This is a genomic window from Mesorhizobium sp. M0159 (assembly GCF_040322295.1).
Lineage (GTDB): Bacteria > Pseudomonadota > Alphaproteobacteria > Rhizobiales > Rhizobiaceae > Mesorhizobium.
Window position 1 is genome coordinate 20,510 of sequence record NZ_JAMYTF010000010.1, and the last position, 24,517, is coordinate 45,026.

A 24,517-nucleotide genomic window follows, 5' to 3' on the forward strand; every position below is an offset into this window, starting at 1 on the left:
TCAGCTCCTGGCCAACGCAACCAGATAGTCGGCGGCGTCCGGCCCCGGAGCGTGAAAGACGCAATCGGATGGCGCGCCGAGCGCCAGGCAGTCGCCGGGTTCGAGCCGGTGAACGATGTCCCCCTCGGTGAATTCCAGCCGCCCGGAGATCAGCCATATCTGTTGCCTAATGAAGGCATAGGACGCCGCCGGGAAACTTACCTTGGCGCCGGCCGGCAACTGGATCCGGATCAGTTCGAGGGGCATGTCGGCGACCGGCGAAAGATGCCGCCGCACATAACCCGTAGCCGGATCGCGCCAGAGCGGCTGGTCACGTTCGCGAAGCAGGCCACCGCCCTGCAATTCCGCCCTTGCGATCAATGTGGACAGCGTCATGCCGAAGGCGGCCGCAATGCGCACAAGGAGTGCCGCCGTCGGGCTGGTCATGCCGCGTTCTACCGTGCTCAGCATGGCTTTCGAAACATCGGACCGCTCCGCCAGCTCTGCCAGGGACCAGCCTCGAGCCACTCTTTCGGCATGTATTCTTCTGCCGATGGTCGAGGAGATGTCGTTCGCTATATCATCCATTAATCCAATATATCGAAATTTTTCTACGGAGCAACGGCCGTTTCATCCATTTTTCGCACACTCCTTAATGTCCGCTAAACCATCCGGCCTCATCCCACCTTAACCCCGTTCGCCTAGGCTCATCGCTTGGGAAAAGGGATCGGCGTGTCCATGCTCGTTGAACGCGAAGCCTCCATTGGGGAACCGACTTTGCTGGAGCGCCGCAGGGCGGAGCAGAACGACAAGCGCATTCTGGGCAATGTCGTGCAATGCGACGGCGCGCGCGCCACCATCAGCGCCTATGCCGACGATATCGAAGGCACGGTCACCGGCCTGTGGAGCGTCGGCAAGATGATCTCGATCAATCTCGGTACATCACGAACCGTCGGCCTGGTCTATGAAATCGCCAAGTCGGATCGTGCCTGGAGCAGCGAGGGCCAGAATCCGATCGAGGTCAGCATCGAATTGATCGGCGAGGTGCGCGACGGTGCCGGACCCGGCGCGAAGCCGATCTTCGACCGTGGCATCACAACCTACCCGCATATCGGCGCCATTGCCCATCGTATCCGCAGCCGCGACCTGCAGGCCGTCTACGATCTCGCCGGTCGTCATTCGATCACCATCGGCACGCTGTCGCAGGACGAGGCCATCGACGCCAATATCGCCATCGACGATACGCTGGCGCGCCATTTCGCCATTGTCGGCACCACCGGGGTTGGCAAATCGACCGCCGTGTCGCTGCTCTTGCGCAAATCGATCGCCGCCCGGCCCGACCTGCGCGTGCTCATCCTCGATCCACACAACGAGTTCGCCGCGTCGTTGCCCGAATATTGCGTCAGGGTCGATTCGACGACGCTCGACCTGCCCTTCTGGATGTTCAAGCTCGAGGAATTTGCCGAGGTGCTGTTTCGCGGCCGCGAGACGGTCCCGGAAGAGGTCGACGCCTTGCGCGATCTCATCCCCGCGGCCAAGAACCTCTACCGCAATCCGAACTCCGGCAACTATCTACGGCGCAGCACCGATGCGCTGACCGCAGACGCGCCGGTGCCCTATCGCATTGCCGACCTCATCAAGCTGGTCGACGAGCGCATGGGGCTGCTGGAAAGCAAGAACGATCGCCCGACCCTCAGGTCACTGAAGACACGTATCGAATCGGCGGCATCCGATCCGCGCTACCGTTTCATGTTCAACTCGCGCCTGATCGAGGACACCATCCACGAGACGATCGGCAACATCTTCCGCGTGCCGCATCACGGCCGCCCTGTGACCTGCTTCGAAATGGCCGGCATGCCGTCCGAGGTGGTCAATTCCGTATGCTCGGTGCTGGCGCGGCTGGCCTTCGACCTGGCGTTGTGGAGCGAAGGCCGCCTGCGGCTGCTCTTCCTGTGCGAGGAAGCGCATCGCTATATGCCGGCCGATCCGCGCCTCGGTTTCGCGCCGACGCGGCACGCGCTGTCGCGCATCGCCAAGGAAGGCCGCAAATATGGCTGTTATCTCGGCGTCGTCACCCAGCGCCCGGGCGAACTCGACCCGACCATCCTGTCGCAGTGCTCGACGTTCTTTGCCATGCGGCTCGCCAACGAGCAGGACCAGGCGATCATCCGCTCAGCGATCGCCGACTCCTCGGCTTCGACGCTGGCGTTCCTGTCTTCCATGGGCCAGCGCGAGGCCATTGCCTTCGGGGAAGGCGTGGCGACGACGATGCGGATGAAGTTCGAAAAGCTCTCAGAGGATTTGATCCCCGGCACCGCCAAGCGCGCGGACGCCTTGCGGTCCGAAACCGGCGACGAGGTCGACCTCGTGGCGATCGTCGAACGGCTGCGCAACGTGCCGAAATCACAGCAGGCAATGCCTTTCGCGGAAGTCGTCGATCAGGGCCGGCAGGCCGGCGATTCGGACTATCGCAAGCCGTCGGCCGCACGCACCCAGCGGAACGACGATTTCGACTTGCGCTACGGCCTCAAGCCGGCGACCTTCGGCCTGCGTCCCCCAGAATGATTGAGCCGAGCGACTTTTAGGCAGCGCTCGCAGATGTCAAAGCTGAGTTTCGATGGCTGTCTTGTCTATAACTGACCACACCTGGCGAATTTTCCCTCTCTGAAACTCATAAAATACGTTCTCGGCAAACGAAATTCTCTTCCCGCTTACATCGAGCCCAAGGAACGTTCCCCTTGGCGCGCAGTCGAAGCTTAGCCGGCTCGCTACATAAGGCGGATCGGCAACCAATAGCTGAATGTCGAAGTAAAGGTCCGGAATTTCGTCGAAGTCTCTCACCAACATTTCGAGATAGCCGGACAATCCGAGCTTGCGACCGTTGTGGGTCACTTCATCATGAACAAACCGCCCCAGATTTGGCCAATCCTGCTTGTTCAGGCATGCAATATAGCCTCGGTAAAGATCGGAGAGATCGGATTTAGTCACGGCAACACCTCTATTTCCGGCAAGCCCCGCAAAGGCAGCATCTCAGCTTGACTGGGTGACGTCGGTCTGCGTGCACCGGAAACGCAGAAAACGATACCAGACGGCCGGCATCAGGAATTCAATGACGGAATTTCAGGCACACACGCGGTTGCGCCCTTGCCTCTTCGCCTCATAGAGCTGGCGATCGGCGCGGCGATAGAACTCCTCGGCGGTTTCCTTGCGATCCCAGACGGCAAGCCCGACGCTGGTGGTGATTTTCAGTCGGACATTGCCCGTCAGCACCGACATGTTGGCGATCGCCTTGCGGATGCGCTCCGCGAATTTGGATAGCAGCTCGGCGTCCATATTGGGCGTGACCACCGCGAACTCCTCGCCGCCCAGGCGCGCCACCACGTCGTGATAGCGTGTCATGTCCTTGAGACAGTTGGCGACCGCCCGCAACACCTCGTCGCCGACATCGTGACCGTGGCTGTCGTTGACCTGCTTGAAATGGTCGAGGTCGAGGATCATCAGCCCTACTGGTTTCTCGATGCGACGGAACTCTTCGAGATATTCCTTCAGCGCATCGTCGAAATAACGCCGGTTCTGCATGCCGGTGAGGCTGTCGGTGAGCGCCGCATGCTCCAGCGTTTCCGAACGCGCGCTGAGCGAAACGGTCATGGCGCGCAGCTTGCCTTCTTCCGTCGCCTGCTTTCGGATCAGCGGGTAGATGAAGAAAATGCCGAAGAACAGCGCAGTCGCCAGCAGCACGCCCGTCGCAAACAGCAGCTTGTTGAGATAGACGATTTCATCGAGTTCCGAAGGCGTATTGCTAATGTCGGCGGCCAGGGTTTGCAGGAGCCCATAGGCGTAAAGCGTCACCAGGCCGGCGGCCAGGATCACAAAAATAAAGACGAAAAAGGCTGATTCCGCCTTGTGGAAACGCATCTGCTCCCCGTTGGAAAGTTCGTAACGATCTTATGGCATGCGGGAACTTACGGACAGTTAACCTGGACAACTTCAACGCGAAATGTCCCCTCGGTGTCGACTTTTCAGGTTGCGCTCGAATGAGGGAGTGAGAGCATCGAGTCGATCCCCTCACCAGGACGCAATCTCTGCCATTCCGGGCCCAATTGGTGCCTGAACCAGGTCGCCTGCCGTTTGGCATATTGCCGCGTCGCGATTTTCGCGCGCTCGATGGCCTCGGGAAAACTGAAGGCGCCGGCCAGCGCGGCCTGAAGCTCGCGAACACCGATTGCTTTCATCGCCGGCAGGTCGGGATCGAGGCCGAGCGCTGAAAGCTGTTTCACCTCGTCCAGTGCCCCCTTGTCCAGCATGCGGTCGAAGCGAGCATCGATCCGCTCCACCAGCGCCGCTCGCTCCGGCTCGATGACGAAAAAGCGCGCGCTGCTCCTGTCGATCAACGGCCGGCCACGCGCGGCCTGCCAGTCCAGGATGGAACGCCCCGACGCGTCGAGCACCTCCAGCGCCCGCACGATGCGCTGGCCATCCGTCGGCTTAAGCATCATGCCGGCCGCAGAATCCTCGCGCAACAGGATGCGGTGCAATCTCACTGCGCCCTGTTCCTGGAGCTCGTAGCGCCAGCGATCGCGGATCGACTTCGGAATGTCGGGCATCTCCGAGATACCTTCCGTGAGCGCCCGGAAATAAAGCCCGGTACCGCCGACGAAAATCACTGGCCGCTCCGAGAGCGTGCCGTCGTCGATGAGCTTCGTGACATCACGCAACCAGGCGCCGGTGGAATAGGCGGTGGACGGATCGACGTGTCCATAAAGAAAGTGGGGGACGCGGGCGAGTTCGGCAGGACCAGGCCGCGCCGTCAGCACGTCGAGCACCGAATAGCCTTGCATAGAATCGGTGTTGACGATGACACCGCCATTGCGCTCGGCGAGGTCGAGTGCGAGCGCCGACTTGCCGCTGGCGGTCGGCCCGGCTATCAGGATCGCGTTCTTCACGCGGCCTTCGCCCGCCTGTCCGCTGGAATTTTCGATGCCGCTGATCGCCACGCTTCTATCCCATCCCGCCGGCCGCGCATTGACGCCGACGCTAGCGAATATGGCCTCGCGGTCGGTCGGCGCAAGCGCTGTTCGCTGGCTGGCCGAAGGCATCGCCTGCGAACTCGACTTGCCGGAGACCGCCGACGCTTCCGAAATAACGGCGCGCCTGCAGGCCGCGCTTGCTTCCGAACCGATCGACGTGGCCGTCCAGCCGGCTGAGAACAGGCGCAAGAAGATCCTGATCGCCGACATGGATTCGACAATGATCGACCAGGAATGCATCGACGAGCTTGCCGACGAGATCGGCGTCAAGGATCGCGTCGCCGCCATCACGGCGCGATCGATGAACGGCGAGATCGCATTCGAGCCGGCCTTGCGCGAGCGTGTGGCGCTGCTCAAGGATCTCGATGCCGCAATCATCGACCGCATCATCGACAATCGCCTGACGCTAGCCTCCGGCGGCCGCACGCTCGTCCAGACAATGGCGGCCAATGGCGCCTGGACGGCGCTGATCTCCGGTGGTTTCGACATCTTCACCACCCGCATCGCAGCATTGCTCGGCTTTCACGAAAATCGCGCCAACCGCCTGATCGAGCAGGATCGCCGCTTCACCGGCTTGGTCGCCGAACCGATCCTCGGCCGCGCCGCCAAGGCCGAAGCCCTTATCGAGATTTCCGCCCGCCTCGGCCTGACGCCTGCCGATGCCATTGCCGTCGGCGACGGCGCCAACGATCTCGACATGATCCGTCTTGCCGGCATCGGCGTCGCCTTGCATGCCAAGCCGGCCGTGGCAGCCGAGGCAAAGATCCGCATCGACCACGGCGACCTCACCGCCTTGCTTTATCTGCAGGGTTATCGCCGGGAGGAATTTGTCGAATGACGCCGATCCGCACCGAGCGCCTGATCCTGCGCAACTGGGGAGATCGTGACCGCGAGCTCTTCCATCGCATCAATTCCGACGAGCGCGTCATGGAATTCTTTCCGTTTCGGCGCGACCGTGCCCAGTCGGACGCCAAGATGGAGGAGTTGCGCGCGGCTATCGATCGCGACGGCTTCGGCTTCGCGGCCGCTGAGATCGCAGCCACAGGTGAATGCATCGGCTTCGTCGGCATAACCCGAACCGATCATTTGCCATTCCTGCCGCCCGGCACGATCGAGATCGGCTGGCGGCTGGCACCCGAATTCTGGGGCCGCGGCTATGTCACCGAAGCAGCCGAAGCCTGGCTGACCTATGGCTTTGAAAGACTTGGCCTCGACGAAATCGTGTCCTTCGCAGTCAAGGATAACAGCCGGTCCACTGCCGTCATGGAGCGCCTGGGCATGATCGCCGACCCGGCCTCCGACTTCGACCATCCCGGTGTTCCGGACAGCCACACCGCACTCAGGCGACATGTCTTCTACAGGCTGCCACGCACAGACTGGCAGGCAAGAAAAAGGGCGGCCCGCTAGCCGCCCTTTTTCGTTTCAAGATCAGAGTGTTGCAGGCTCTTCCGGACTCAATCCATCCGGATTGTCACAAACCTCAGCTCGCCGGTCTTCGACGCCAGCATCAAAAGCGCGTTCTTGCGCCCCTGCTCCTTCAGCGCGCCGATCCGGTCCATGACGTCCTTGGGCGTTGCGACCGATTCCTGCGCGATCTCGGTGATCACTTCGCCCGGCTGGATGCCGCGTTCGGCAGCCGCCGAATCCTTGGAGACGTCGGTCACGACGACGCCGGAGACGTCGGCGGCAATGCCGAACTTCGTGCGCGTCTCCTCATTGAGCTCGCCGATCGTCATGCCGAGCACGGCAGCCGTCGAAACCGCAGGCGCCTTGTCGGCATCGTCCTGGTCGGTGTTGCCGTTTTCACCGCCGCTGGCAAGCTTTTCGCCGTCCTCGAGCCGGCCGAGCGTCACCTTGACGGTCTGCTCGACCCCTTTGCGCACGATGATCACGTCGACCGCCTTGCCGACCGGGCTCTCCGCCACGACGCGCGGCAGGTCGCGCATTTCATGGATGTCCTTGCCGTCGAATTTGATGATGACGTCGCCGGCCTGGATTGTGCCGTTGTCGACCGGCCCGCCCTTGATGACGCCGGCGACCAGCGCGCCCTTGGCGGTCGCCATGCCCAGGCTTTCGGCAATGTCGTCGGTCACCGGCTGGATGCGCACGCCGAGCCAGCCGCGCCGCGTCTCGCCGAACTGGCGAAGCTGGTCGACGACGCCCGAGGCAAGCTGCGACGGGATCGAGAAGCCGATGCCGATCGAGCCGCCCGATGGCGAGATGATTGCCGTGTTGATGCCGATGACCTCGCCGCTGCTGTTGAACAGCGGTCCGCCGGAATTGCCGCGGTTGATCGCGGCATCGGTCTGGATGAAGTCGTCATACGGGCCGGAATTGATGTCGCGATTGCGTGCCGAGACGATGCCGACCGTCACCGTGCCGCCGAGACCGAACGGATTGCCGATCGCCATCACCCAGTCGCCGACACGCATCGTGTTGGAATCGCCGAACTTCACCGCCGTCAGCTTGTGCCCTTTCGGATCGACCTTCAGCACCGCGACATCGGTCTTGGTGTCGGTGCCGACCAGCGTCGCCTTGAGCGTCACCCCATCGGAGAAATTCACCTCGATGTCGTCGGCATCGGCAATGACGTGGTTGTTGGTCACCACGATGCCCTGCTCGGCGTCGACCACGAAGCCGGAGCCCAGCGACTGCACCTTTTGCCCGCCGCCGCCCTTGTCGCCGCCACGGTTCTTGAAGAAATCGTCGAAGAAGTCCTGGAAGGGCGAGCCCTCCGGCAGCTGCGGCATCGGCACTGCGCCCGGCCCCTCAGTGCCTTTAACAGTCTGCGACGTCGAGATGTTGACCACGGCGCCAAGCAGGCCGGCGGCGAGATCGGCAACCGAGGGCGGCCCGTCGGCTGCCATCGTCGGCGCCACGAACGACGGAACGGCAACGGCGCCGACCAGAAGCGCAGCGGCCCCGGCGATGAACGTCCGCCTCGCTGCACGCAGAAGGGTGGTGGATGTCATCGAAAGGCCTCCGGGTGTTCTGAAAAAAAACCGCTTCGGCAAAAATGCCGGTCCGCGTCATGTTGGCAAGAAATAAGGCACGTTTGCGGCTATGGCTACCGCCAGAGAATAAATCCTCTGTTACGCCGGCTATCCCTGCACCGGCCCTACTGGCCGGTGCTTGGCTGCGCTGCCGGTGGGGCGGGAGCGGCAGGTGCTGGCGCTGGTGCCGCCGGTGCCACAGGCGTTTCCTTGCTGTCCGGGTCGCGGAAGAAGCGGAAGAACTCGGAATTCGGCGACAGCACCATCGTCGTTCCGGCGCTGTTCAGCGCCGTGCCATAGGCATTCATCGACCGATAGAAATCGAAGAAGGCCGGATCGCGCTGATAGGCCCCGGCAAACGTGGCACTGCGCTGGGCTTCACCTTCACCGCGCAGGATTTCAGACTCTTTTTGCGCTTCGGCGACGATTTCGACCACTTCGCGGTCGGCGCGAGCCCTGATCCGCTGCGCTGCCTCATTGCCTCGTGCCCTCAGCCGCTCGGCTTCGGCGAGACGTTCGGCCTTCATGCGATCGAAGGTCTGCTGCGAGACTTCGACCGTGAGATCGGTGCGGCGGATGCGGACATCCTCGATCTGCAGGCCAAGCGAGGTGGCATCGGGCCTCAGCTGATCGCGCACCTCGCGCATCATCACCGCGCGCTCTTCCGAGAGCGCCGCTTCGAAGTCGCGCAGGCCGTAAACGCGGCGCAAGGCGGCGTCGAGACGCGTCCTAAGCCGGGCCTCGGCCAGTTCGATCTGGCCGGACACCGCGGCGCGGAACACGCGCGGATCCGAGATACGATAGGCGATAAAGGCATCGACCTCATAGAACTTGCCGCCCGAAACCTGGACGCGGATGTTGTCGAGGTCGAAGCGCAGGACCCTGTTTTCGATCAGCTGGACGGTGTCGGCATCGAAGAAGGAGAATGGCGCCTTGAAATAGATGCCCGGCTGGTTCTTGACGTCGACGATTTCGCCGAACCTGAGCACCAGCGCCTGCTGGCGCGCATTGACGACGAAGACCGACGAATAGAGCAGGAACAGGATGACCGCGGCGATGACCGCAATGACGGGAAGACGGTTGGCCATCACTGGTTTCCTCCGGTGGCCGGTGCCGGCGCCTTCTGCTGCAATGCCGGCAGCGGCAGGTAGGGAACGACCCCTTGCCCGTTGCCTTGCTCGACGATGACCTTGCTCGAATCCTTCAGCACCCGCTCCATCGTTTCCAGGTAGAGTCGCTTGCGCGTCACCTCCGGCGCCTTGGCATATTCGTCATAAACCGAGATGAAGCGCTGCGCCTCGCCTTCGGCCTCCTGCACGACCCGGTTTTTGTAGGCGGCCGCGTCTTCGCGGATCTGTGCGGCCGCACCGCGTGCCTGGCCGAGCTTCTGATTGGAATACTGATTGGCCTGCTCGACGAACTTGTCCTCGTCCTGCTCGGCGCGCTGCACCTCGTCGAACGCGTCTGCCACCTCGCGCGGTGGCGCGGCGTCCTCGATCGAAATGGCGTTGACGTTGAGGCCGGCCTTGTAACCGTCCAGCGTCGTCTGGATGATCTCACGCACCGACGCCGCGATGCCTTGCCGGTCGTCGCGGAAAATGTCTTGCGCCGGGCGCCGGCCGACCGCTTCGCGCATCGCGCTTTCGGCGACCTGCTGCAGCATGCCGTCCGGGTCGGACACGTCGAACAGATAGGCCTTAGGATCGGAGACCTGATAGGCCACAGAGAACTGCACATTGACGATGTTCTGGTCGCCGGAAAGCATCAGGCCATTGCCGCTGGAACTGCCGCCGCCGATACTGACAAGCTGCTCGGCGATGTTGGCGGTCTCGACCGTTTCGATGGGCCACCAATGGAAATGCAGGCCAGGCTGCGACAGCTCCGCCTTCGGCTTGCCGAACCTGAGTTCCACCGCAACTTCGTCGGGCTGCACGGTGTAGACCGCCTTGAACGCCCATAGCACCACCAGCGCCGCGGCAATCAGCCCGAACACGGCAGGGCTCGCGCCACCGCCGCCCGGCAGCGCGCGCCGCAACCTGTCCTGCCCGCGCCGGATGATATCCTCGAGATCGGGAGGCGAGCCCTGCGGGCCGCTGGGTCCTTTTGGTCCCTGACCCCAAGGCCCCTGATTGTTGCCGCCGCCCCACGGGCCGCCGCCGCCGCTCTTGTCGTTCCAGGGCATGAATGTCCTTTCGCTTGGAATTCCCTCAAGCGCCGGCTCACCGGCGCAAAATCCAATATTATTATTCTATAGGGATGCAGCGGCACGCTTTCAACGCGATCGGCTGCCGCCACTGTCCGCCTTTTGGGTCCATCTAGACCTGTCGCGACCCCTTTGTCGCCTTCAATGCACGTCGCGGCGCCGCTCGTAAACCGAATAGCGTGTCGCATGGCTGTCCTTTTCGCCAGCCTCCACCTCCTGTGAGCGGACGATCCGCCACAGCGCCGGATCGATCGGCGGGAAATGGGCATCGCCGTCGACCGCGGCCAGAACATGGGTCACGTGCAGCCGATCGGCCAACGGCAGCGCCTGAGCGTAGATCTCGCCGCCGCCGATGACGCAGATCTCGTCGGCGCCGGCCATGCAGCGCCCGCGCACCGTCGCCAGCGCGATTGCGTCCTCGATCGAGTGCGCGACTTCGACGCCCTCGGCGCGCCATGCCCTGTCTCGTGTCACCACGATGTTGAGCCTGCCCGGCAATGGGCGGCCGATGCCTTCATAGGTCTTGCGGCCCATGATGATGGGCTTGCCCATCGTATCGGCTTTGAACCGCTTGAGATCGGTGGACAGCCGCCACGGCAACCCACCCTCGCGCCCGATCACGCCGTTCTCGGCGATGGCGACATAAATCGCGAGGTCCATCAGCCGCCGTTTCCGCCATCGGATGGCTCCAGCAGCAATATGTCGATATCGTGCTCGGGGTAGAAGTTCTGCGCCTTCATCTCGAACGTCGTCGGTCCGATCTTCCTGACGTTTTCGCCGCAAAACGAGACCAGGTTCTTCGCATCGCCCTTGTCGACGGTCAGCTTGAAACTGCCGATGTTTCCCGACGCCCAGTTGCCGCCCGTGGTCAGGATATAGGCGATGCGGTTCTCGAAATATTTGGGGTAGCCGTCGGGATCGTCCTTGGCTGCCTTGCGCACGGCATTCTCGAAGGCATCGTCCATGCAGTAGCGTGTCTTGTAGGCGGCATACTGACCCTGGAACTGGCCGTCATAGAAGAAGCTGACCGAGGAGGTGCCGCCGACGCTCGGCTTGTAGCGATGCGAGACATGGACCGCCTTGTTGGCCGGAAACGTCGAGCGCCACCAATAGGTCGAGCGCAATTGCCAGAACGGCGTATAGACGGTCATCATGCCCGAACCGTCGTCGGCAGTGTCCTCGATGATGATGCCGCGGTTGACCCAGTCGTCGGCGACCGCTTGCGGCAGCCTTGCCAGCGCCGCCTTGGCCGCATCGCCGAACGGATAGAACGGCACGCCCTGCGCCTTCAGGTCAGCGCCGATGTCGATGCCGAGCGCGAACACCTTCTGCTCGAGTTGCGGCTTTGCCGGCACCCCGTCGATCGTCACTTCGAAGCCGAGGAAATTGTCGCTCTGCGCCTCCGGAATCGCCGGTATTTCTTCGGGGTCGCCTTCGATGTCGGGCATCGGAAAGGCGACGATCGCATCGACATCCTTGTCGGTGTTGTTGCGGAAGACGTAATCGACCATCACTTTTTCCGGCGAGATGTAGAGATCCTCGCTTTCCATCGCCACCGCATCGCTGCGCGAAAGGATCAGCCCACCGGTGCCGAGTTCGGCGACCGAATCATTGGCGAGCGCAGGCGTAGCCGAGAGCGCCAAGGCTGCGGTCAGGACGTAACGGAACATGGAAACTCCCCCGGCGAGAATGCCAATATGACTCTAGCTGTTCAATATGGCGTTTCAAAGCCTTTCGGCAAATGCGCCGGCGCCTGCCGGCATGTCGTGTCGGTCTAGACACGCCGGTCCCGATCGGGCAGGAGTTCGCCCATGCGCAAGCTTCTCGTCATCGGCATCGGCGCCGGCAATCCGGAGCACATGACGGTCCAGGCCATTAACGGTCTCAATCGGGCCGACGTGCTGTTCATTCCCGACAAGGGCGCCAAGAAGAACGATCTCGCCGAATTGCGCCGCCAGATCTGCGACCGCTTCGTCATTAATCCGAACTCGCGCCGTGTCGAATTCGAGGTGCCGGTGCGCGCCGAGCCGGCGCCTTCCTACCGCTCGACCGTCGACGACTGGCACGAGGCGATCGCCGCGATCTACGAAGGCCTGATCCGCGACGAACTCCCTGAAGATGGCTGCGGCGCCTTCCTGATCTGGGGCGATCCGTCGCTCTACGACAGTGCGCTGCGCATCCTCGAGCGCGTGCGCCTCAGAGGCAATGTAGCGTTCGAGCTGGAGGTCATCCCTGGCATCACCGCCATCCAGGCACTCGCAGCCAGCCATAAAATGGCATTGAACCGGATCGGCGACGCCATTTTGATCACCACCGGCCGCCGGCTCGCCGAGGAAGGTCTGCCCGAAAACGCCGGCAGCACCATCGTCATGCTGGACGGCAAATGCGCCTTCAACACGCTGGACGACAACGACGTCACCGTCCACTGGGGCGCCTATCTCGGGACGCCCGACGAGATCGTCATCTCGGGCCGGATTGGCGACGTCGGCGACAAGATCGTGAGCACCCGTGAGCAGGCCCGCCGGAAAAAAGGCTGGATCATGGACACCTATCTGCTGCGCAAGCCGGGCGAGCCTAAGAAGTAACAGGGATCACACGCGGCATGAATTCCGCCGGCGTCACGCTGCGTCGATCTCGGCCTGCAGCGCCTCCATATGCGCCGCCGCTGCTGAAGACGCAGCCCGCTCGATCGCGCGGAAGCGGCTGACCACAGCAAGCCCGACCGACGTCAACTGGGCGCCACCGCCTTTTTTGCCGCCCGTCTGTGCCGCAACCAGCGGCTTGCCGAACACGCGGTTCATGTCTTCGACCAGATCCCAGGCGTGCTTGTAGGACATCTCCATGCCGCGTGCCGCGGCCGAAATCGAGCCGAAGGCGGCGATCTGTTCCAGAAGCTCGATCTTGCCCGGTCCGATGCGGCCATCTGGATCGAGATTTATCCGCAAACTCAGCGACGGCATTTGCTCCTCCGCGGTCACGCTATTCTACAAGTTCTGCAGCGATACCGCTATTCCAAAACGATATAGCGAATCATCGGCCGTTCACTCATCCGCCTCGGCGGGCAGGCCGGCGCCGGTATTCGCCCGGTCGAAGCTCACCGTCTTGACCACGGCGAAGACCTGTCGACCAAGCCGAAGCCCCAGTGTCTGCCGCGACTGTTCGGTGATGCGGGCAAGCACGGTTGCGCCATTGCAGTCGAGGCCAATCTCGACCGTAGGCCCTTCGCCCGGCTCTATCGCCACGATCGTGCCCGGCAATATGTTGAGCGCGCTGAGGCCAACCGGCTGCTCGGTGGCGATCATCACGTCGCGGGCACGGATGCGGACGCGCACCGGCGCACCGGCTGGCGTTGCCAGAAGCGGCACCCGGATATCGCCCGCCAATGAGCCTAGCACCGTCATGCCAAAGGCTTCGTCGTGGCGCAGAACCGCGGTATCCAGCACGGCACCGCCCTCGCCGCGCTCTTCGGCCGGCAATAGATCCAGACGCTGCATGATCGCTCCGGTCGGACCGGAAGCGGCGACCTTTCCTTGCATCAGCACCACGACGTCGCTCGCCAGCCGCGCCACTTCGGCGATCGAGTGGCTGACATAGACGATCGGGATTTTCGTCTCGTCGCGCAGCCGCTCGATATAAGGCAAGATCTCGGCCTTGCGCCCCTCGTCGAGCGAAGCCAGCGGCTCGTCCATCAGCAGCAATTTCGGACTGGCAAGCAGCGCCCTGCCGATTGCCACACGCTGCTTCTCGCCACCGGAGAGTTTTGCCGGCCGCCGGTCGAGCAAATGGCCGATCCCGAGCAGTTCGACCACGCCATCGATATCCGCGTAACGCTCAGCAGCCGGCGTGAACCAGCGGCCATAGCGCAGATTGCTCGCCACGCTCATATGCGGAAACAGCCGCGCATCCTGGAACACCATACCGATCCGCCGTTTGTGCTTCGGCACGAACAGACCGGCATCGCTATCGACCAGCACGCGGCCCTCTGCCGCGATACGACCTTTGTCGGGGCGGATCAGCCCGGCAATCAAATTGATCAGCGTCGTCTTTCCGGAGCCGGAAGGCCCGAACAGCGCAGTCAGCCGCCCGGCGCTTTCGAAGCGGGCATTGACGGTGAAATCGCCAAGCCGGTGGCTGATGTCGACCTGAACCGTCATTCGATGTCCATCCGCCGGCCGACGCGCCGCGCCAGCACTTCCGAGGCAACAAGTGCCGCCATCGAGATGACGATCGAGATCAGCGTCAGCCTGAGCGCGCCGGCGTCGCCGCCGGGAACCTGCGTGAAAGTGTAGATCGCCGACGGTAGCGTCTGCGTCTCGTTCGGAATGTTGGAGACAAAGGTGATCGTCGCGCCGAATTCGCCCATCGCCTTGGCGAAGGAGAGGATCGCACCGGCGATCAGGCCGGGCAGGATAAGCGGCAGCGTGATCGTGCCGAATACCCATAGCGGATTGGCGCCGAGCGTGCCGGCGGCCGCCTCGATTTTGCGGTCGACGGCCTCGATAGACAGCCGGATGGCCCGCACCATCAGCGGAAAGCCCATCACGCCGCAGGCGAGCGCGGCGCCAGTCCAGCGGAAGGAAAAAACGATGCCGAAATGTTCGGCCAGGAAAGCGCCGGCCGGACCACGTTTGCCGAAAGTCAAAAGCAGCAAATAGCCGGTCACCACCGGCGGCAGGATCAGCGGCAGATGCACCAGACCATTGAGCAGCGTCTTGCCCCAGAACTGGCCGCGGGCAAGCACAAGAGCGATCAGAATGCCCGGCGGCAGGCTGGCAATCATCGCCACGGTCGCCACCTTGATCGACAGCCGGACCGCATTCCATTCGTCGGGAGCGAGATCCAGCAGCCAGTTCATGTGCGGTGCCGTACGTCAGTTGCTCGGCGCGAGGATTGTAAAACCTTGCGCCTTGAAGAGTTCGCCAGCCTTGGCGGATTGCAGGCATTTCAGGAATGCCGGGGTATCCCTGCTCTTCGAATCCGCAAGCTGGGCGACTGGATAGATGATCGGCCGATGGGTACCCGCGGGGAAAGTGCCGACCACCTTCACGCCAGGCTCCGCATGCGCATCCGTGGCGTAGACGATGCCGAGTGCTGCCTCGCCGGTCGATACCAGTTTTAGAGCGGCGCGGACATTCTCGGCCTGCGCCACCTTGCCTTCGACCGAAGACCAGACACCGAGCGATTCGAGCGCCGCCTTGCCGTATTTGCCGGCTGGCACTGCCTTGACATCGCCCATGGCAAGTTTGCCGTTACCGACCAGCCCGGCAAGATCGAAACCCGTTTCGATCCTGGTTTCAACCTTGGAATCCCGCGGCGCAACCAGCACGATCTGGTTACCGAGCAATTTCACTTCGGTGCCGGGCTTGGTCAGCTTCCTGTCGGCAAGATATTTCATCCAGTCGAGATCGGCCGAGATGAACAGGTCTGCCGGCGCGCCGCTTTCAATCTGCCTGGCCAGCGCCGAGCTCGCCGCGTAGGAAATGGTCGCCGCCTCGCCGACATCGGCCTCGCAGGCCTTGTTGACGGCATCGAGCCCATCCTTCAGGCTCGCCGCGGCAAACACGACCACCTTGTCATCGGCATGGGCCGCCGGCACCGCGGCCATCAGCATGGCGGCGAGACCCGCGATGGCAATCGTCGTCGAACCTTTGCGCGCCAGCATGAAACTCTCCTCGTCTCAGAACGCCCGAAGCCGTCCATCGATATATCCATGTGAACATAACAAGGAAAGGCTCTTTACCGCCGACGGCATTCTGAGCTGAGGTTTTCCCGGCCTGCGATAATCTTCGTTGGATACAGCGGTACCGAGGCCGAAGGAAATATTCACATGAAAATCAGCGACCAGGGATTGCGCGTCAAGTCGACGTCGGCCAATCAAGATGGATGCTGACAACGCCCGAAGGCGCAGCCGCAGTAGGCAATGTCGACATGCACGGTCAGCTATGGTGCTAGACCGCGATCGGCGCCTTGATCGTCGCGTCGGCGAAATAGTTCTCGAGCCGGAAATCCTCGAAGCGGAAGGCAAAGAGATCCTTCACCTCGGGATTGATCCACAGCGTCGGCAACGCCTTGGGCGTGCGCCGCAATTGTTCGCGCGCCTGCTCGAAATGGTTCGAGTAAAGATGCGCGTCGCCGAGCGTGTGGATGAAATCGCCGGGTTTCAATCCGGTCACCTGCGCCACCATCAGCGTCAGCAACGCATAGGAAGCGATGTTGAACGGCACACCGAGAAAGATATCGCCCGAACGCTGGTAGAGCTGGCAGGAAAGCTTGCCTTCCGAAACATAGAACTGGAACAGGCAGTGGCAGGGCGGCAAGGCCATGGCCTCCACCTCGGCCGGGTTCCACGCCGAAACGATCAGCCGCCGCGAATTAGGATTTTTGCGTATCTCCTTCAGAAGATTCGCAATCTGGTCGATGGCGCCGCCATGGCCGTCCGGCCACGACCGCCATTGTTTGCCATAGACCGGGCCGAGATCGCCGTTCTCGTCGGCCCACTCATCCCAGATCGAGACGCCGTGATCGTTGAGATATTTGATGTTGGTGTCGCCGGCCAGGAACCACAAAAGCTCGTGGATAATCGACTTCAGGTGCAGCTTCTTGGTGGTGGTGACCGGAAAGCCGCGGGCCAGGTCGAAGCGCATCTGGTAGCCGAATACCGAGCGCGTTCCGGTGCCGGTGCGGTCGCCGCGATCGGCGCCGTTTTCCAGCACATGCTTCAGAAGGTCGAGATACTGGCGCATCGGCTCCGGTCCGATTCGGGTTGTCAGCCATCATAGCCGAATGACCGTCGGCCGAACACAGCAAAGCGAGACGATTCCAGCAGAAGCCTCACCAGCACCGGCGGCGAGGTTGCTCAGAGCGAGCCGAGCATGCCCAGATCCTTGGCGACGAGGTAATAGAATGTCACCCGGCTCTTGCTGTTGTCGGCCGCCATAGCCTTGCAGGTCTTTTCGATAGCCGCATCCGCCTTGGCACCGTCGGTGACGCCGAGCTTGCCGGCGACCCAGCTGTTCCTGACGCGCTTCAGTTCCTCCGGGTCGGTGCAGGACACCAGCGAGGAATCGCGGTTCCTGAGCGCGATGCCCAGATGCTTGACGATCTTGGCGACCGCGTCGGCATCCGCCGCCGCATCATATTTCTTTACGTCTGCGAGATAATCGGCCATCGAATTTCCCCTCGTCGGCGCCACGGGATCCGGTCAGTGAGGATCGTGGCGCGCTGCCGCAAGTATGCGCTAGGTCTCCTCACCGCCACAAAGCTTCGGTTGAGACCGGCTGCAAGTCAACCCCTTGATGATCCACTTTGACACGGACGAAAGTGGCATTCCGGCCTTTCATTTTCCACCGTCAGTCCCTATATTCGCCTCGTCGGCTCGACCGACTATGGCGATAAACAGGCGATGAAATAAGCCGTTCGGACCCGGGGGCGGTACCCGGCGCCTCCACCAAAAACCGCTGCTCAGGAGCGGCTTTTGCTGGGGGCGAAATAGGATCGACGAAGGTGTAAAGATCGTACTTTTGCCCGGCATTGTACCACCGTTATCGGGCTAAACTTATAGTTGCCAACGACAACTATGCGGAAGCACGTCTCGCCGCGTAAGCGGTGCGATAGCTTCAATTCAAGCCCTAGTGGTTCGCACTTCTAGGCGGGGTTCGGAGGTACCTGGCAACAGAAACCTCCATTTCTCCCTCTCGACATATGCAGAAGCAGGCCCCGCCGGCCGGGCTTTCATGTGCCCTGACGGGTCCAAAAAACCCCTGTCTTCATACTTCCCCATCCAATCCATGGATCAGAAATGCGAAACGATTCCAATCGGTTTTTCGTGCTGACCGGCGGTCCGGGCTCAGGCAAGACAACGTTGATCGACTCTTAAGGTGGCAGGCCTCGCACCTCGGGCGAAGCCGGGCGCAGCATCATCACGACGAATTGGCGATAGGCGGCAAGGCCCTGCCCTGGCGGCTCTGTTCGCCGAGTTGATGCTGTCTTGGGAGTTGCGCTCCTACCGGATCGCGGGCGAGCAATCCGGCCTGGTCTTCTTCGATCGCGGCGTGCCGGACACTCTTGGCTATCTGCGCCTGACCGGGGTGCCGGTTCCCGATCACGCCACGAATGCCGCCCGACGCTTCCGCTATGCCAGGCGCGTCTTCGTCGCGCCGCCATGGCCGGAAATCTTTCGGCAGGACAACGAACGCAAGCAAACGATGGACGAGGCTGAACGCACCTTTCACGCACTCGTCGCCGTTTACACGGAACTAGGCTACGAGCTGGTGCCGCTGCCCTTGGCGCCCGTCGAAACGCAGCTGCGGTTCGTCCTCTCCGAGACAGCGTCGTAGCGAAGCGCCGCAAGCGACGGTTTTGCGAAAGCCCAAGGGCCTCCCATCATCGGAACCTCCGATGGCAGCATTCGTATCTTCCCGTTTCCCTTCTCTAATGCCTTGCGGGACAAGGCCTCAGTTTCTCGCCGCATATCAGTCAGGCCCCGGCGAGCTATCTGATGGAGATAAGATGAACCAGGAAACCACACCAAAACACGAACGCATCCTGATCGTTGGCGGCAGTTCCGGTATGGGGCTGTCGCTTGCCGAACAGCAGCTTGCCGCCGGCGCCGAGGTTACGATCGTCGGCCGCTCCGAGGACCGGTTGTCGGCCGCACGGCAGCGCGTGCCTCACCCGGAAAGGCTGAGGACGATCGCAGCCGACGTCACTAGCGAGGACGAGGTCCAGCGCCTGTTCCAGGATGCCGGCACGCTCGACCACATCGTCTCGACCGCCGCCGACGTTACCGGCGTCTATGTGTTGCTTCCCGAGATGGATATCTCGGTGGCGCGGAAAGTGATGGATTCCAAAGTCGTCGGGCCGCTTCTTCTTGCCAAGCATGGCGCGCCTCGTCTGACGCCCGGGGGATCGATCACGCTGACCTCGGGCATCGCCGCCTATCGTCCGGCGGCGAAAGGCTCGGTGGTGGCAGCCGTTAATGGGGCACTTGGCTCACTCGCCTACGCTTGCCGTCGAACTGGCGCCGATCCGCGTCAACGTCGTCTCGCCGGGCTGGGTCGACACGCCGATTTGGAATGCCGTCGTCGGCAGCGGAAAGGTGGCTGCGCTGGAGGCCATGGCAAAGCGTCTGCTCGTCGGCCGGATCGGCCAGGCAACCGACATTGCCCAGGCCATCACGTCCCTCATGCACAACGGCTTCATCACCGGAACCGTGCTTCATGTCGATGGTGGCCAGCGGCTGGTCTAGTGACGGCCAGACCTCGCGAACCATTGCGAGGAACAGCCGCATGACCGGCGCTTGAATGCGCCGGTGGCGCCATACCATGATGACCGGCGTCACCGGGCTGCTTGCGACCCAAGGCAACACGACAACATTGGCGTCAGCCGCGGAAGCCACGAGACGCGGAACCAGCGCGCATCCAAGACCGGCTGCGACAAGGCCCCGTATCGCACCCATGCTGGCGAACTCGCCGACGAGTTTTGGACGGTCAGGCAACGTTGCGGCAAACGTTTCGTCGAACATCCGCCTATAGACGCAACCGGGCTGGGTCACGAGGAAGGCCTCGTCAGCCAGATCGTCGGGCGTTATGGCAGAATATCCGGCCAACCGGTGATTTGCCGGCATTATGGTGACGAGCTCTTCTACTGCCACTTGCTCGCTTCGCAGGTCCGGCGCCGCCGCCGGGACGGCTCCGAAATGGAAAGATACGTCCAGCGCCCCGCTTGTCACGCCGGCACGCAACCCACTGCTATCGTCCGCCCTGAGGTTCAGTTTCACATCGGGATGGCGCCGATGGAATTCCGCCAGCAGAGCTGGCAAGCGTGTCGAGCAAAGCGTCTCCAGGCCGCCGACAGTCAGGCGACCGGCAACCGTGCCGCTCGCGTCGGCGACTGCGGAACGGGCTTCGTCCGCGAGGTCGAGGAGATCGTTTGCGTAGTCCAGCAGGCGTTGTCCCGCCGCCGTCAGCTTCAAGCCACGCCGTGATCTGTCGAACAGCGACGTGCCCAGATCGCTTTCCAGCGCCTGGATCTGTTCGGTCACGCTCGATTGGGCAAGATGAACCCGCTCGGAGGCGCGTGTGATGTTCAAGGTGGTGGCGACCGCCACGAAGGTCTTGAGATGTCGAAGCTGCATGTCCTGAACCCGTCATATAGGCATAGGCTGCTTTGAACCGGGACCGCAAACGTGAAAAGGCCGGGAACATCGCCCGGCCTTTTTGTCTCGATAGGCGAAGTTTACTCCGCCGGCGCTTCCGCGACGTCCCGGCTGCGGCCGAGCGTTATTTTGGCCAGTGTGAAGGAGATCGCCGCGCAGAGCGTGATGCCCGCCACCATCGGCAGCGGCGTGCCGTCGAAAAACACGCCGGCGACGCCCATGGCGACCGCGCCGATGGCGAAGTGCAGCGTGCCCATCAGCGCCGACGCGGTACCGGCGATCTCGCCATGCTCTTCCATGGCCAACACCGACGTCGTCGGGATGACCAGGCCGAGAAAGCCGTAGCCGATGAACAGCAGCGCCGCCATCACGTCGAGCCGGTCGACACCCGATGCCATCACCGCGAACAGCACCACCATCGTCGTCGCATAGCCGGTCACCGCGACGCGCACCACGCGCTGCAGCCCGAACCGCTCCGACAGCAACCCGGTCAGCTGCGACATGCCGATGAAGGCAACCGCATTGATCGAGAAGAACACGCTGTAGACTGAAGGCGACAGCCCGTAATGGTCGATCAGGATGAAGGACGAGCTCGACAGATAGACGAAGAAGCTCGCAATGCCGAAGCCGGCGATGGCCGTCAGGCCAAGGAAGTTGCGGTCGCCCATCAGGAAGCGGTAGCCGGAAAGTGCCGTCCCGAAGGACGACCCGGCGCGCTCTTCGACCGGCCGTGTCTCCTTGAGCGAGGTCGACAGCAGGATGGTGGCGAGCACGGCCGCGCCCGTCACCGTCCAGAACACGGCGCGCCAGCCGAAATTCTCGATGATCTGGCTACCGGTCAGCGGTGCCAGGATCGGCGACACCGAAAACACAAGCATCAGCAGCGACATCAGCTTGGCGGCCTCGGTGCCGGTATGCAGATCGCGCACGATCGCGCGCGGCACGGCCATGCCGGCGCTGGCGCCGAGCCCTTGCAGGAAGCGGAAGGCGATCAGCCATTCGATCGAGGGAGCCAGCGCCGAGCCTACGCCGCCGACCATGAACAGCGCCAGGCCGCCGTAGAGTGGCAGCTTGCGGCCGACCATGTCGGAGATCGGTCCGACGACGATCTGGCCGAAGCCCATGGAAAGAAAGAAGATCAGCAGGCTCATCTGCACCGCGGCAGTGCCGGCATGCAGATCCTCACCGATTGAAGGCAGGGCCGGAAGATACATGTCGATGGCAAACGGGCCGATCGCGGACAATAGGCCGAGCACGACCGCAATGCGGAGGAATTTGGCGTTCATGATAGCAGGCTCTTTCGAATTCTGGTTGCCGCCGAGGACCGGCGTGTAACCCTAGGACGTTCCATCCCGTGGAGTTCCGACTCTTCTGCGGAACGAAACCCCCTTCGTGCAAGTCCACAAATTTAGACAGGCTTGTCTAATTCGTCAACCACCTCTATATAGTTTTGCATGAAGGCCAACGTCTCTCCTGACATTTTCCCGCCGCGAGGCCACGAGGCCAAGCGCATGTCGATTGTCGATACCGCCGCCTCGGTCTTCTGCCGCGAAAGCTTTGCCGGTGCCAATATCGACATGATTGCCGCCGAGGCCGGCGTCTCCCGCCAGACCATCTACAATCATCACGGCGACAAGGAAAAACTCTTCGTTGCCATCGTCCGCGACCTCACCGAACGTTGCAATGCCGGCATCTTTGCCACGATTTCCACTTTTCCCGATCAGCCGAAGGATCTCGAGGCCGACCTCATCGCCTTTGCTGTGCGGATGAACCACAACTGCATCTGCAACCGCGACGGCAAATTCCTGCGCAAGCTGATCCAGACCGAGGGCGGGCGCTATCCCGAGTTGTTCGCCGAATGGCGCGAAGAGGGACCGGGCAGGACATGGCCGGCGATCGCCGCCCGCTTCGCCCGCCTCGCTCATGCCGGCTTCCTTGATATCGACGATCCCGATGTCGCAGCGCGCCAGTTCATGGCGCTTGCCAATGCCGAGTTGCAGACGACGTTCATGCTCGGCGGCACACCGACCGAGGACGAGGTGGTGCAGTCGGCGACAAATGGCGTGCGCACCTTCCTGCGCGCCTTCGGCAAGCGGCAGCCTATGGCCCGGGCAAGCAAACAGGGCGCGCTCGCCAGCGCTTGACGATCAAAGCCGTTTGACGATCAAATCGTCGCCAATGGGCTTCGCTTCCGCACGCCGGCGATCTATATCCGGTTTACGCCGCGCTCAAGCTTGATTACAGCTATCAGGACGATTCAACGGAACCCGACAGCCACATGGCCGACGACCACATCCGCTACGACATTCTGGCCCAGGAGGCGTTGCGCGGCGTCATGCGCAAGGTCCTGGCCGAGGTCGCGCGCACCGGTCTCCCGGGCAACCATCATTTCTTCATCACCTTTCTCACCGGCGCGCCGGGCGTGCGCGTGTCGTCGCGGCTGCGCGAGCGCTATCCCGAACAGATGACCATCGTCATCCAGTTCCAGTATTGGGACCTGAAGGTGAGCGACACCGGCTTTGAGGTTGGGCTGTCGTTTTCCGACGTGCCGGAGAAACTGGAAATCCCGTTCTCGGCCGTACGTGGCTTTTACGACCCGTCCGTCAACTTCGAGCTCGAATTCGACGTCAAGACCGATACCCCGGCGGAACAGGAGACAAAGGCCAAGCCTGCTCCCGAACCGCTGGCCATCGTCGCCGAGAAAAAGCCCGAGACGAAGAAGAAAACCGCCGAGGCGGAAAAGAAGCCTGCCGCGGCCGACGCCGGCGCCAAGGGCGCCGACGTGGTGTCGCTTGACGCCTTCCGCAAGAAGTGACCCGACGGGCGGCGTGACATGGCCGAGATCGTCAATCTCCGTCAGGCACGCAAGCAGAAGGCGCGAGCCGAGAAGGAGCGCCTGGGCGAACAGAACCGGGCGCTGCATGGCCGTTCCAAACCCAGCCGGGATCGCGACCGCCTGATCGCCGACAAGGCCGATAAATTCGTCGCCGGCCATCGCCGCGAAAATTCGGGCGATTCGGACAAATCCGATGCTTGAAGTGTGAGTAGGATCGTCTCGTGAGCCCGGTGGAAAAGCGCTCGGTCACCATTCGCGGCCACCGCACCAGCTATTCGCTCGAAAAGCCTTTTTACGACGAACTGGGCGCCATCGCGGCCGTGCGAAAACTGACGCTCGCCGCGCTTGTCGCCGAAATCGACGAGAGCCGCCCGCGGGATGCCAATCTCTCCTCGGCGCTCCGGCTCTATGTGCTGGATTGGGCCAAGCGCGGCAAGTTGTAGCCTTCAGGCAACGCTATCCTGTTTCCTGCGCCGGATACGGAAGCCCAGCAAAGCCGAGCGGTCGCGTTCTTCGGCCTGCCAAGCGGCGTATCCTGCAGTTTCAGGTCGGCGAGCGTGAACTGGCCAAAATAGGCGATGTTCGTGGCAAGCCGGATCAGCTTCAAAAGGGCAATGCCGGCAAACAACCCCGCCGTCGCAACCACCACTGCTATGCCGGCAATGAGCAGCACCCGGGCATCGGTGGTAAAATCGCGCAGATGGCCGGGGTTGGCGTGATCGGACTTCATTTGCAAACCTTGCTTTCTGGCGGCGTGCCGACTTGCGCATGGGTCGCCGGCCGTGCCACCGAAGATGGCGGGCACGAGCCATGTTGGTGCGCTCTGTATCGTAACGCGATATAAATGTTCAAGGCCCGTTTGCGGCTTTGTCGGAAAGGAATCGATGGCAGACACTTCGAAGCCACAAAAGCGCGGCGCAATGATCGGGCCGGCCGACTACCAGAGGCTGTCCGAATTTCGTTACCTGATCCGCTGCTTTCTCGAATTCAGCCAGATCCAGGCGCAGGAAGCCGGCCTGACACCACGCCAGCATCAGGCCCTGCTTGCAATCAAAGGGTTCCCCGGCGGAGGGCCGGTGACCATTGGCGACCTCGCGGAGCGCCTGCGCATCCGCCATCACAGCGCAGTGGAATTGGTCAACCGTCTTTGCGAAGCCGGGCTCGTCGCGAGGGACCACGACGAGGAGGACCACCGCCGCGTGCTGCTGCGGCTGACCGAGCGCGCCGACGACAGTCTCGCCAACCTGTCAGCCGCTCATCTCGACGAACTCGGGCGGATCGAGCCGATGCTGAAGCGCTTGCTTGCTGGACGCGACACATAAG

At 62.4% G+C, this 24,517-nt stretch carries 27 protein-coding genes, 1 other RNA gene and 2 pseudogenes; 12 read left to right on the forward strand and 18 right to left on the reverse strand.

Features of this window, described 5'->3' with window-relative positions; all coding sequences use genetic code 11:
- On the reverse strand, positions 1 to 567 hold the full coding sequence (locus tag NKJ32_RS13010; RefSeq protein WP_352570435.1) for a helix-turn-helix domain-containing protein: 567 nt from the start codon (positions 565 to 567) through the stop codon (positions 1 to 3).
- Positions 568 to 717: 150 nt separating this feature from the next.
- On the opposite strand from NKJ32_RS13010, the gene NKJ32_RS13015 reads away from it, so the two are divergent.
- The gene (locus tag NKJ32_RS13015) at positions 718 to 2,544 is read left to right on the forward strand and encodes an ATP-binding protein (protein ID WP_352570436.1); all 1,827 of its coding nucleotides are present in this window, start codon (positions 718 to 720) and stop codon (positions 2,542 to 2,544) included.
- Positions 2,545 to 2,580: 36 nt separating this feature from the next.
- Here the strand turns inward: NKJ32_RS13015 and NKJ32_RS13020 are convergent, their stop codons facing one another.
- From NKJ32_RS13020 to miaA, 3 genes are all read right to left on the reverse strand, one after another.
- On the reverse strand, positions 2,581 to 2,967 hold the full coding sequence (locus NKJ32_RS13020) for an ester cyclase (RefSeq protein ID WP_352570437.1): 387 nt from the start codon (positions 2,965 to 2,967) through the stop codon (positions 2,581 to 2,583).
- Between the two features lie 132 nt (positions 2,968 to 3,099).
- Positions 3,100 to 3,894, reverse strand: a complete 795-nt coding sequence (locus NKJ32_RS13025; protein ID WP_023676688.1) for a GGDEF domain-containing protein — start codon at positions 3,892 to 3,894, stop codon at positions 3,100 to 3,102.
- Positions 3,895 to 3,998: 104 nt separating this feature from the next.
- Positions 3,999 to 4,967, reverse strand: a complete 969-nt coding sequence (gene miaA, locus NKJ32_RS13030) for a tRNA (adenosine(37)-N6)-dimethylallyltransferase MiaA (RefSeq protein WP_352456562.1) — start codon at positions 4,965 to 4,967, stop codon at positions 3,999 to 4,001.
- Here miaA and serB point away from each other — a divergent pair.
- Positions 4,957 to 5,844 (forward strand): phosphoserine phosphatase SerB, encoded by an 888-nt coding sequence (gene serB, locus NKJ32_RS13035; RefSeq protein ID WP_023676799.1) that lies wholly within the window; start codon positions 4,957 to 4,959, stop codon positions 5,842 to 5,844. The two genes, miaA and serB, sit on opposite strands and share 11 nt — an antisense overlap.
- Positions 5,841 to 6,413 (forward strand): GNAT family N-acetyltransferase, encoded by a 573-nt coding sequence (locus NKJ32_RS13040; RefSeq protein ID WP_023676690.1) that lies wholly within the window; start codon positions 5,841 to 5,843, stop codon positions 6,411 to 6,413. Before serB ends, NKJ32_RS13040 begins: the two co-directional genes overlap by 4 nt.
- Positions 6,414 to 6,460: 47 nt before the next feature.
- On the opposite strand, the gene NKJ32_RS13045 is transcribed toward NKJ32_RS13040, so the two are convergent.
- The 5 genes from NKJ32_RS13045 to NKJ32_RS13065 form a co-directional block, all read right to left on the reverse strand.
- Positions 6,461 to 7,978: a DegQ family serine endoprotease gene (locus tag NKJ32_RS13045; RefSeq protein WP_352575150.1), complete on the reverse strand. Its 1,518-nt coding sequence runs from the start codon at positions 7,976 to 7,978 to the stop codon at positions 6,461 to 6,463.
- A 146-nt stretch (positions 7,979 to 8,124) separates the two neighbouring features.
- On the reverse strand, positions 8,125 to 9,087 hold the full coding sequence (gene hflC / locus NKJ32_RS13050; RefSeq protein ID WP_352699303.1) for a protease modulator HflC: 963 nt from the start codon (positions 9,085 to 9,087) through the stop codon (positions 8,125 to 8,127).
- Positions 9,087 to 10,181 (reverse strand): FtsH protease activity modulator HflK, encoded by a 1,095-nt coding sequence (gene hflK, locus NKJ32_RS13055; RefSeq protein WP_023676693.1) that lies wholly within the window; start codon positions 10,179 to 10,181, stop codon positions 9,087 to 9,089. Before hflK ends, hflC begins: the two co-directional genes overlap by 1 nt.
- Before the next feature lie 162 nt (positions 10,182 to 10,343).
- The gene (locus NKJ32_RS13060; RefSeq protein WP_023676694.1) at positions 10,344 to 10,862 is read right to left on the reverse strand and encodes a dihydrofolate reductase; all 519 of its coding nucleotides are present in this window, start codon (positions 10,860 to 10,862) and stop codon (positions 10,344 to 10,346) included.
- The gene (locus tag NKJ32_RS13065; protein ID WP_352699301.1) at positions 10,862 to 11,872 is read right to left on the reverse strand and encodes a DUF4424 domain-containing protein; all 1,011 of its coding nucleotides are present in this window, start codon (positions 11,870 to 11,872) and stop codon (positions 10,862 to 10,864) included. The genes NKJ32_RS13060 and NKJ32_RS13065 overlap by 1 nt, the downstream gene beginning before the upstream one ends.
- Before the next feature lie 141 nt (positions 11,873 to 12,013).
- Between NKJ32_RS13065 and cobF the strand changes: the two genes are divergently transcribed.
- A complete protein-coding gene (gene cobF, locus NKJ32_RS13070) occupies positions 12,014 to 12,787 on the forward strand; it encodes a precorrin-6A synthase (deacetylating) (protein WP_352680226.1) in 774 nt (257 codons plus the stop codon).
- A 33-nt stretch (positions 12,788 to 12,820) separates the two neighbouring features.
- Here the strand turns inward: cobF and NKJ32_RS13075 are convergent, their stop codons facing one another.
- The 6 genes from NKJ32_RS13075 to NKJ32_RS13100 all read right to left on the reverse strand — a co-directional run bounded on the left by NKJ32_RS13075 (position 12,821) and on the right by NKJ32_RS13100 (position 17,370).
- Entirely contained in the window at positions 12,821 to 13,162 is a 342-nt protein-coding gene (locus NKJ32_RS13075; protein WP_023676697.1) for a winged helix-turn-helix domain-containing protein, read from the reverse strand.
- Between the two features lie 81 nt (positions 13,163 to 13,243).
- On the reverse strand, positions 13,244 to 14,356 hold the full coding sequence (gene modC, locus NKJ32_RS13080) for a molybdenum ABC transporter ATP-binding protein (RefSeq protein ID WP_352755790.1): 1,113 nt from the start codon (positions 14,354 to 14,356) through the stop codon (positions 13,244 to 13,246).
- Positions 14,353 to 15,057, reverse strand: a complete 705-nt coding sequence (gene modB, locus NKJ32_RS13085) for a molybdate ABC transporter permease subunit (RefSeq protein ID WP_023676699.1) — start codon at positions 15,055 to 15,057, stop codon at positions 14,353 to 14,355. Before modB ends, modC begins: the two co-directional genes overlap by 4 nt.
- 15 nt (positions 15,058 to 15,072) lie before the next feature.
- The gene (gene modA / locus NKJ32_RS13090) at positions 15,073 to 15,864 is read right to left on the reverse strand and encodes a molybdate ABC transporter substrate-binding protein (protein ID WP_352699296.1); all 792 of its coding nucleotides are present in this window, start codon (positions 15,862 to 15,864) and stop codon (positions 15,073 to 15,075) included.
- 286 nt (positions 15,865 to 16,150) lie between these two features.
- Complete coding sequence (locus NKJ32_RS13095) at positions 16,151 to 16,945, reverse strand: thymidylate synthase (protein WP_023676701.1); 795 nt, start codon at positions 16,943 to 16,945, stop codon at positions 16,151 to 16,153.
- 113 nt (positions 16,946 to 17,058) lie between these two features.
- Positions 17,059 to 17,370: a DUF2853 family protein gene (locus tag NKJ32_RS13100; protein WP_023676702.1), complete on the reverse strand. Its 312-nt coding sequence runs from the start codon at positions 17,368 to 17,370 to the stop codon at positions 17,059 to 17,061.
- Between the two features lie 162 nt (positions 17,371 to 17,532).
- Between NKJ32_RS13100 and ssrA the strand changes: the two genes are divergently transcribed.
- From ssrA to NKJ32_RS13115, 3 genes and pseudogenes are all read left to right on the forward strand, one after another.
- Positions 17,533 to 17,888, forward strand: a transfer-messenger RNA (tmRNA) gene (ssrA, locus tag NKJ32_RS13105).
- A gap of 293 nt (positions 17,889 to 18,181) precedes the next feature.
- Positions 18,182 to 18,538, forward strand: a complete 357-nt coding sequence (locus NKJ32_RS13110) for an AAA family ATPase (protein ID WP_502896707.1) — start codon at positions 18,182 to 18,184, stop codon at positions 18,536 to 18,538.
- 172 nt (positions 18,539 to 18,710) lie between these two features.
- Positions 18,711 to 19,449 (forward strand): annotated as a pseudogene (locus NKJ32_RS13115) (SDR family oxidoreductase).
- A gap of 18 nt (positions 19,450 to 19,467) precedes the next feature.
- Here the strand turns inward: NKJ32_RS13115 and NKJ32_RS13120 are convergent.
- Positions 19,468 to 20,337, reverse strand: a pseudogene (locus NKJ32_RS13120) (LysR family transcriptional regulator); the annotation flags it as partial.
- A 101-nt stretch (positions 20,338 to 20,438) separates the two neighbouring features.
- On the reverse strand, positions 20,439 to 21,644 hold the full coding sequence (locus tag NKJ32_RS13125; RefSeq protein ID WP_352755787.1) for a multidrug effflux MFS transporter: 1,206 nt from the start codon (positions 21,642 to 21,644) through the stop codon (positions 20,439 to 20,441).
- 168 nt (positions 21,645 to 21,812) lie between these two features.
- On the opposite strand from NKJ32_RS13125, the gene NKJ32_RS13130 reads away from it, so the two are divergent.
- From NKJ32_RS13130 to NKJ32_RS13145, 4 genes are all read left to right on the forward strand, one after another.
- Entirely contained in the window at positions 21,813 to 22,502 is a 690-nt protein-coding gene (locus NKJ32_RS13130) for a TetR/AcrR family transcriptional regulator (protein ID WP_023676706.1), read from the forward strand.
- Positions 22,503 to 22,636: 134 nt separating this feature from the next.
- Positions 22,637 to 23,173: an SspB family protein gene (locus NKJ32_RS13135; RefSeq protein WP_023676707.1), complete on the forward strand. Its 537-nt coding sequence runs from the start codon at positions 22,637 to 22,639 to the stop codon at positions 23,171 to 23,173.
- An 18-nt stretch (positions 23,174 to 23,191) separates the two neighbouring features.
- Entirely contained in the window at positions 23,192 to 23,395 is a 204-nt protein-coding gene (locus NKJ32_RS13140) for a DUF4169 family protein (RefSeq protein ID WP_352570449.1), read from the forward strand.
- Between the two features lie 20 nt (positions 23,396 to 23,415).
- The gene (locus NKJ32_RS13145) at positions 23,416 to 23,637 is read left to right on the forward strand and encodes a ribbon-helix-helix domain-containing protein (RefSeq protein ID WP_023676709.1); all 222 of its coding nucleotides are present in this window, start codon (positions 23,416 to 23,418) and stop codon (positions 23,635 to 23,637) included.
- Here the strand turns inward: NKJ32_RS13145 and NKJ32_RS35500 are convergent.
- On the reverse strand, positions 23,601 to 24,089 hold the full coding sequence (locus NKJ32_RS35500; protein WP_502902688.1) for a hypothetical protein: 489 nt from the start codon (positions 24,087 to 24,089) through the stop codon (positions 23,601 to 23,603). The two genes, NKJ32_RS13145 and NKJ32_RS35500, sit on opposite strands and share 37 nt — an antisense overlap.
- A gap of 25 nt (positions 24,090 to 24,114) precedes the next feature.
- Between NKJ32_RS35500 and NKJ32_RS13155 the strand changes: the two genes are divergently transcribed.
- Positions 24,115 to 24,516: a MarR family winged helix-turn-helix transcriptional regulator gene (locus tag NKJ32_RS13155; protein WP_352755786.1), complete on the forward strand. Its 402-nt coding sequence runs from the start codon at positions 24,115 to 24,117 to the stop codon at positions 24,514 to 24,516.
- Position 24,517 lies beyond the last annotated feature (1 nt).

What these genes read in the sequence shown, in the direction of transcription:
- NKJ32_RS13135 (WP_023676707.1), top strand. Translation starts at nt 22,637, where the DNA reads ATGGCCGACGACCACATCCGCTACGACATTCTGGCCCAGGAGGCGTTG.
- NKJ32_RS13045 (WP_352575150.1), bottom strand. Translation starts at nt 7,978, where the DNA reads ATGACATCCACCACCCTTCTGCGTGCAGCGAGGCGGACGTTCATCGCC.
- NKJ32_RS13130 (WP_023676706.1), top strand. Translation starts at nt 21,813, where the DNA reads ATGAAGGCCAACGTCTCTCCTGACATTTTCCCGCCGCGAGGCCACGAG.
- NKJ32_RS13025 (WP_023676688.1), bottom strand. Translation starts at nt 3,894, where the DNA reads ATGCGTTTCCACAAGGCGGAATCAGCCTTTTTCGTCTTTATTTTTGTG.
- NKJ32_RS13100 (WP_023676702.1), bottom strand. Translation starts at nt 17,370, where the DNA reads ATGGCCGATTATCTCGCAGACGTAAAGAAATATGATGCGGCGGCGGAT.
- modC (WP_352755790.1), bottom strand. Translation starts at nt 14,356, where the DNA reads ATGACGGTTCAGGTCGACATCAGCCACCGGCTTGGCGATTTCACCGTC.
- NKJ32_RS13125 (WP_352755787.1), bottom strand. Translation starts at nt 21,644, where the DNA reads ATGAACGCCAAATTCCTCCGCATTGCGGTCGTGCTCGGCCTATTGTCC.
- NKJ32_RS13140 (WP_352570449.1), top strand. Translation starts at nt 23,192, where the DNA reads ATGGCCGAGATCGTCAATCTCCGTCAGGCACGCAAGCAGAAGGCGCGA.
- NKJ32_RS13095 (WP_023676701.1), bottom strand. Translation starts at nt 16,945, where the DNA reads ATGCGCCAGTATCTCGACCTTCTGAAGCATGTGCTGGAAAACGGCGCC.
- NKJ32_RS13075 (WP_023676697.1), bottom strand. Translation starts at nt 13,162, where the DNA reads ATGCCGTCGCTGAGTTTGCGGATAAATCTCGATCCAGATGGCCGCATC.
- NKJ32_RS13060 (WP_023676694.1), bottom strand. Translation starts at nt 10,862, where the DNA reads ATGGACCTCGCGATTTATGTCGCCATCGCCGAGAACGGCGTGATCGGG.
- NKJ32_RS13040 (WP_023676690.1), top strand. Translation starts at nt 5,841, where the DNA reads ATGACGCCGATCCGCACCGAGCGCCTGATCCTGCGCAACTGGGGAGAT.
- modB (WP_023676699.1), bottom strand. Translation starts at nt 15,057, where the DNA reads ATGAACTGGCTGCTGGATCTCGCTCCCGACGAATGGAATGCGGTCCGG.
- hflK (WP_023676693.1), bottom strand. Translation starts at nt 10,181, where the DNA reads ATGCCCTGGAACGACAAGAGCGGCGGCGGCGGCCCGTGGGGCGGCGGC.
- NKJ32_RS13155 (WP_352755786.1), top strand. Translation starts at nt 24,115, where the DNA reads ATGATCGGGCCGGCCGACTACCAGAGGCTGTCCGAATTTCGTTACCTG.
- hflC (WP_352699303.1), bottom strand. Translation starts at nt 9,087, where the DNA reads ATGGCCAACCGTCTTCCCGTCATTGCGGTCATCGCCGCGGTCATCCTG.
- cobF (WP_352680226.1), top strand. Translation starts at nt 12,014, where the DNA reads ATGCGCAAGCTTCTCGTCATCGGCATCGGCGCCGGCAATCCGGAGCAC.
- NKJ32_RS13015 (WP_352570436.1), top strand. Translation starts at nt 718, where the DNA reads ATGCTCGTTGAACGCGAAGCCTCCATTGGGGAACCGACTTTGCTGGAG.
- serB (WP_023676799.1), top strand. Translation starts at nt 4,957, where the DNA reads ATGCCGCTGATCGCCACGCTTCTATCCCATCCCGCCGGCCGCGCATTG.
- modA (WP_352699296.1), bottom strand. Translation starts at nt 15,864, where the DNA reads ATGCTGGCGCGCAAAGGTTCGACGACGATTGCCATCGCGGGTCTCGCC.
- NKJ32_RS13110 (WP_502896707.1), top strand. Translation starts at nt 18,182, where the DNA reads ATGCTGTCTTGGGAGTTGCGCTCCTACCGGATCGCGGGCGAGCAATCC.
- NKJ32_RS13065 (WP_352699301.1), bottom strand. Translation starts at nt 11,872, where the DNA reads ATGTTCCGTTACGTCCTGACCGCAGCCTTGGCGCTCTCGGCTACGCCT.
- NKJ32_RS13010 (WP_352570435.1), bottom strand. Translation starts at nt 567, where the DNA reads ATGGATGATATAGCGAACGACATCTCCTCGACCATCGGCAGAAGAATA.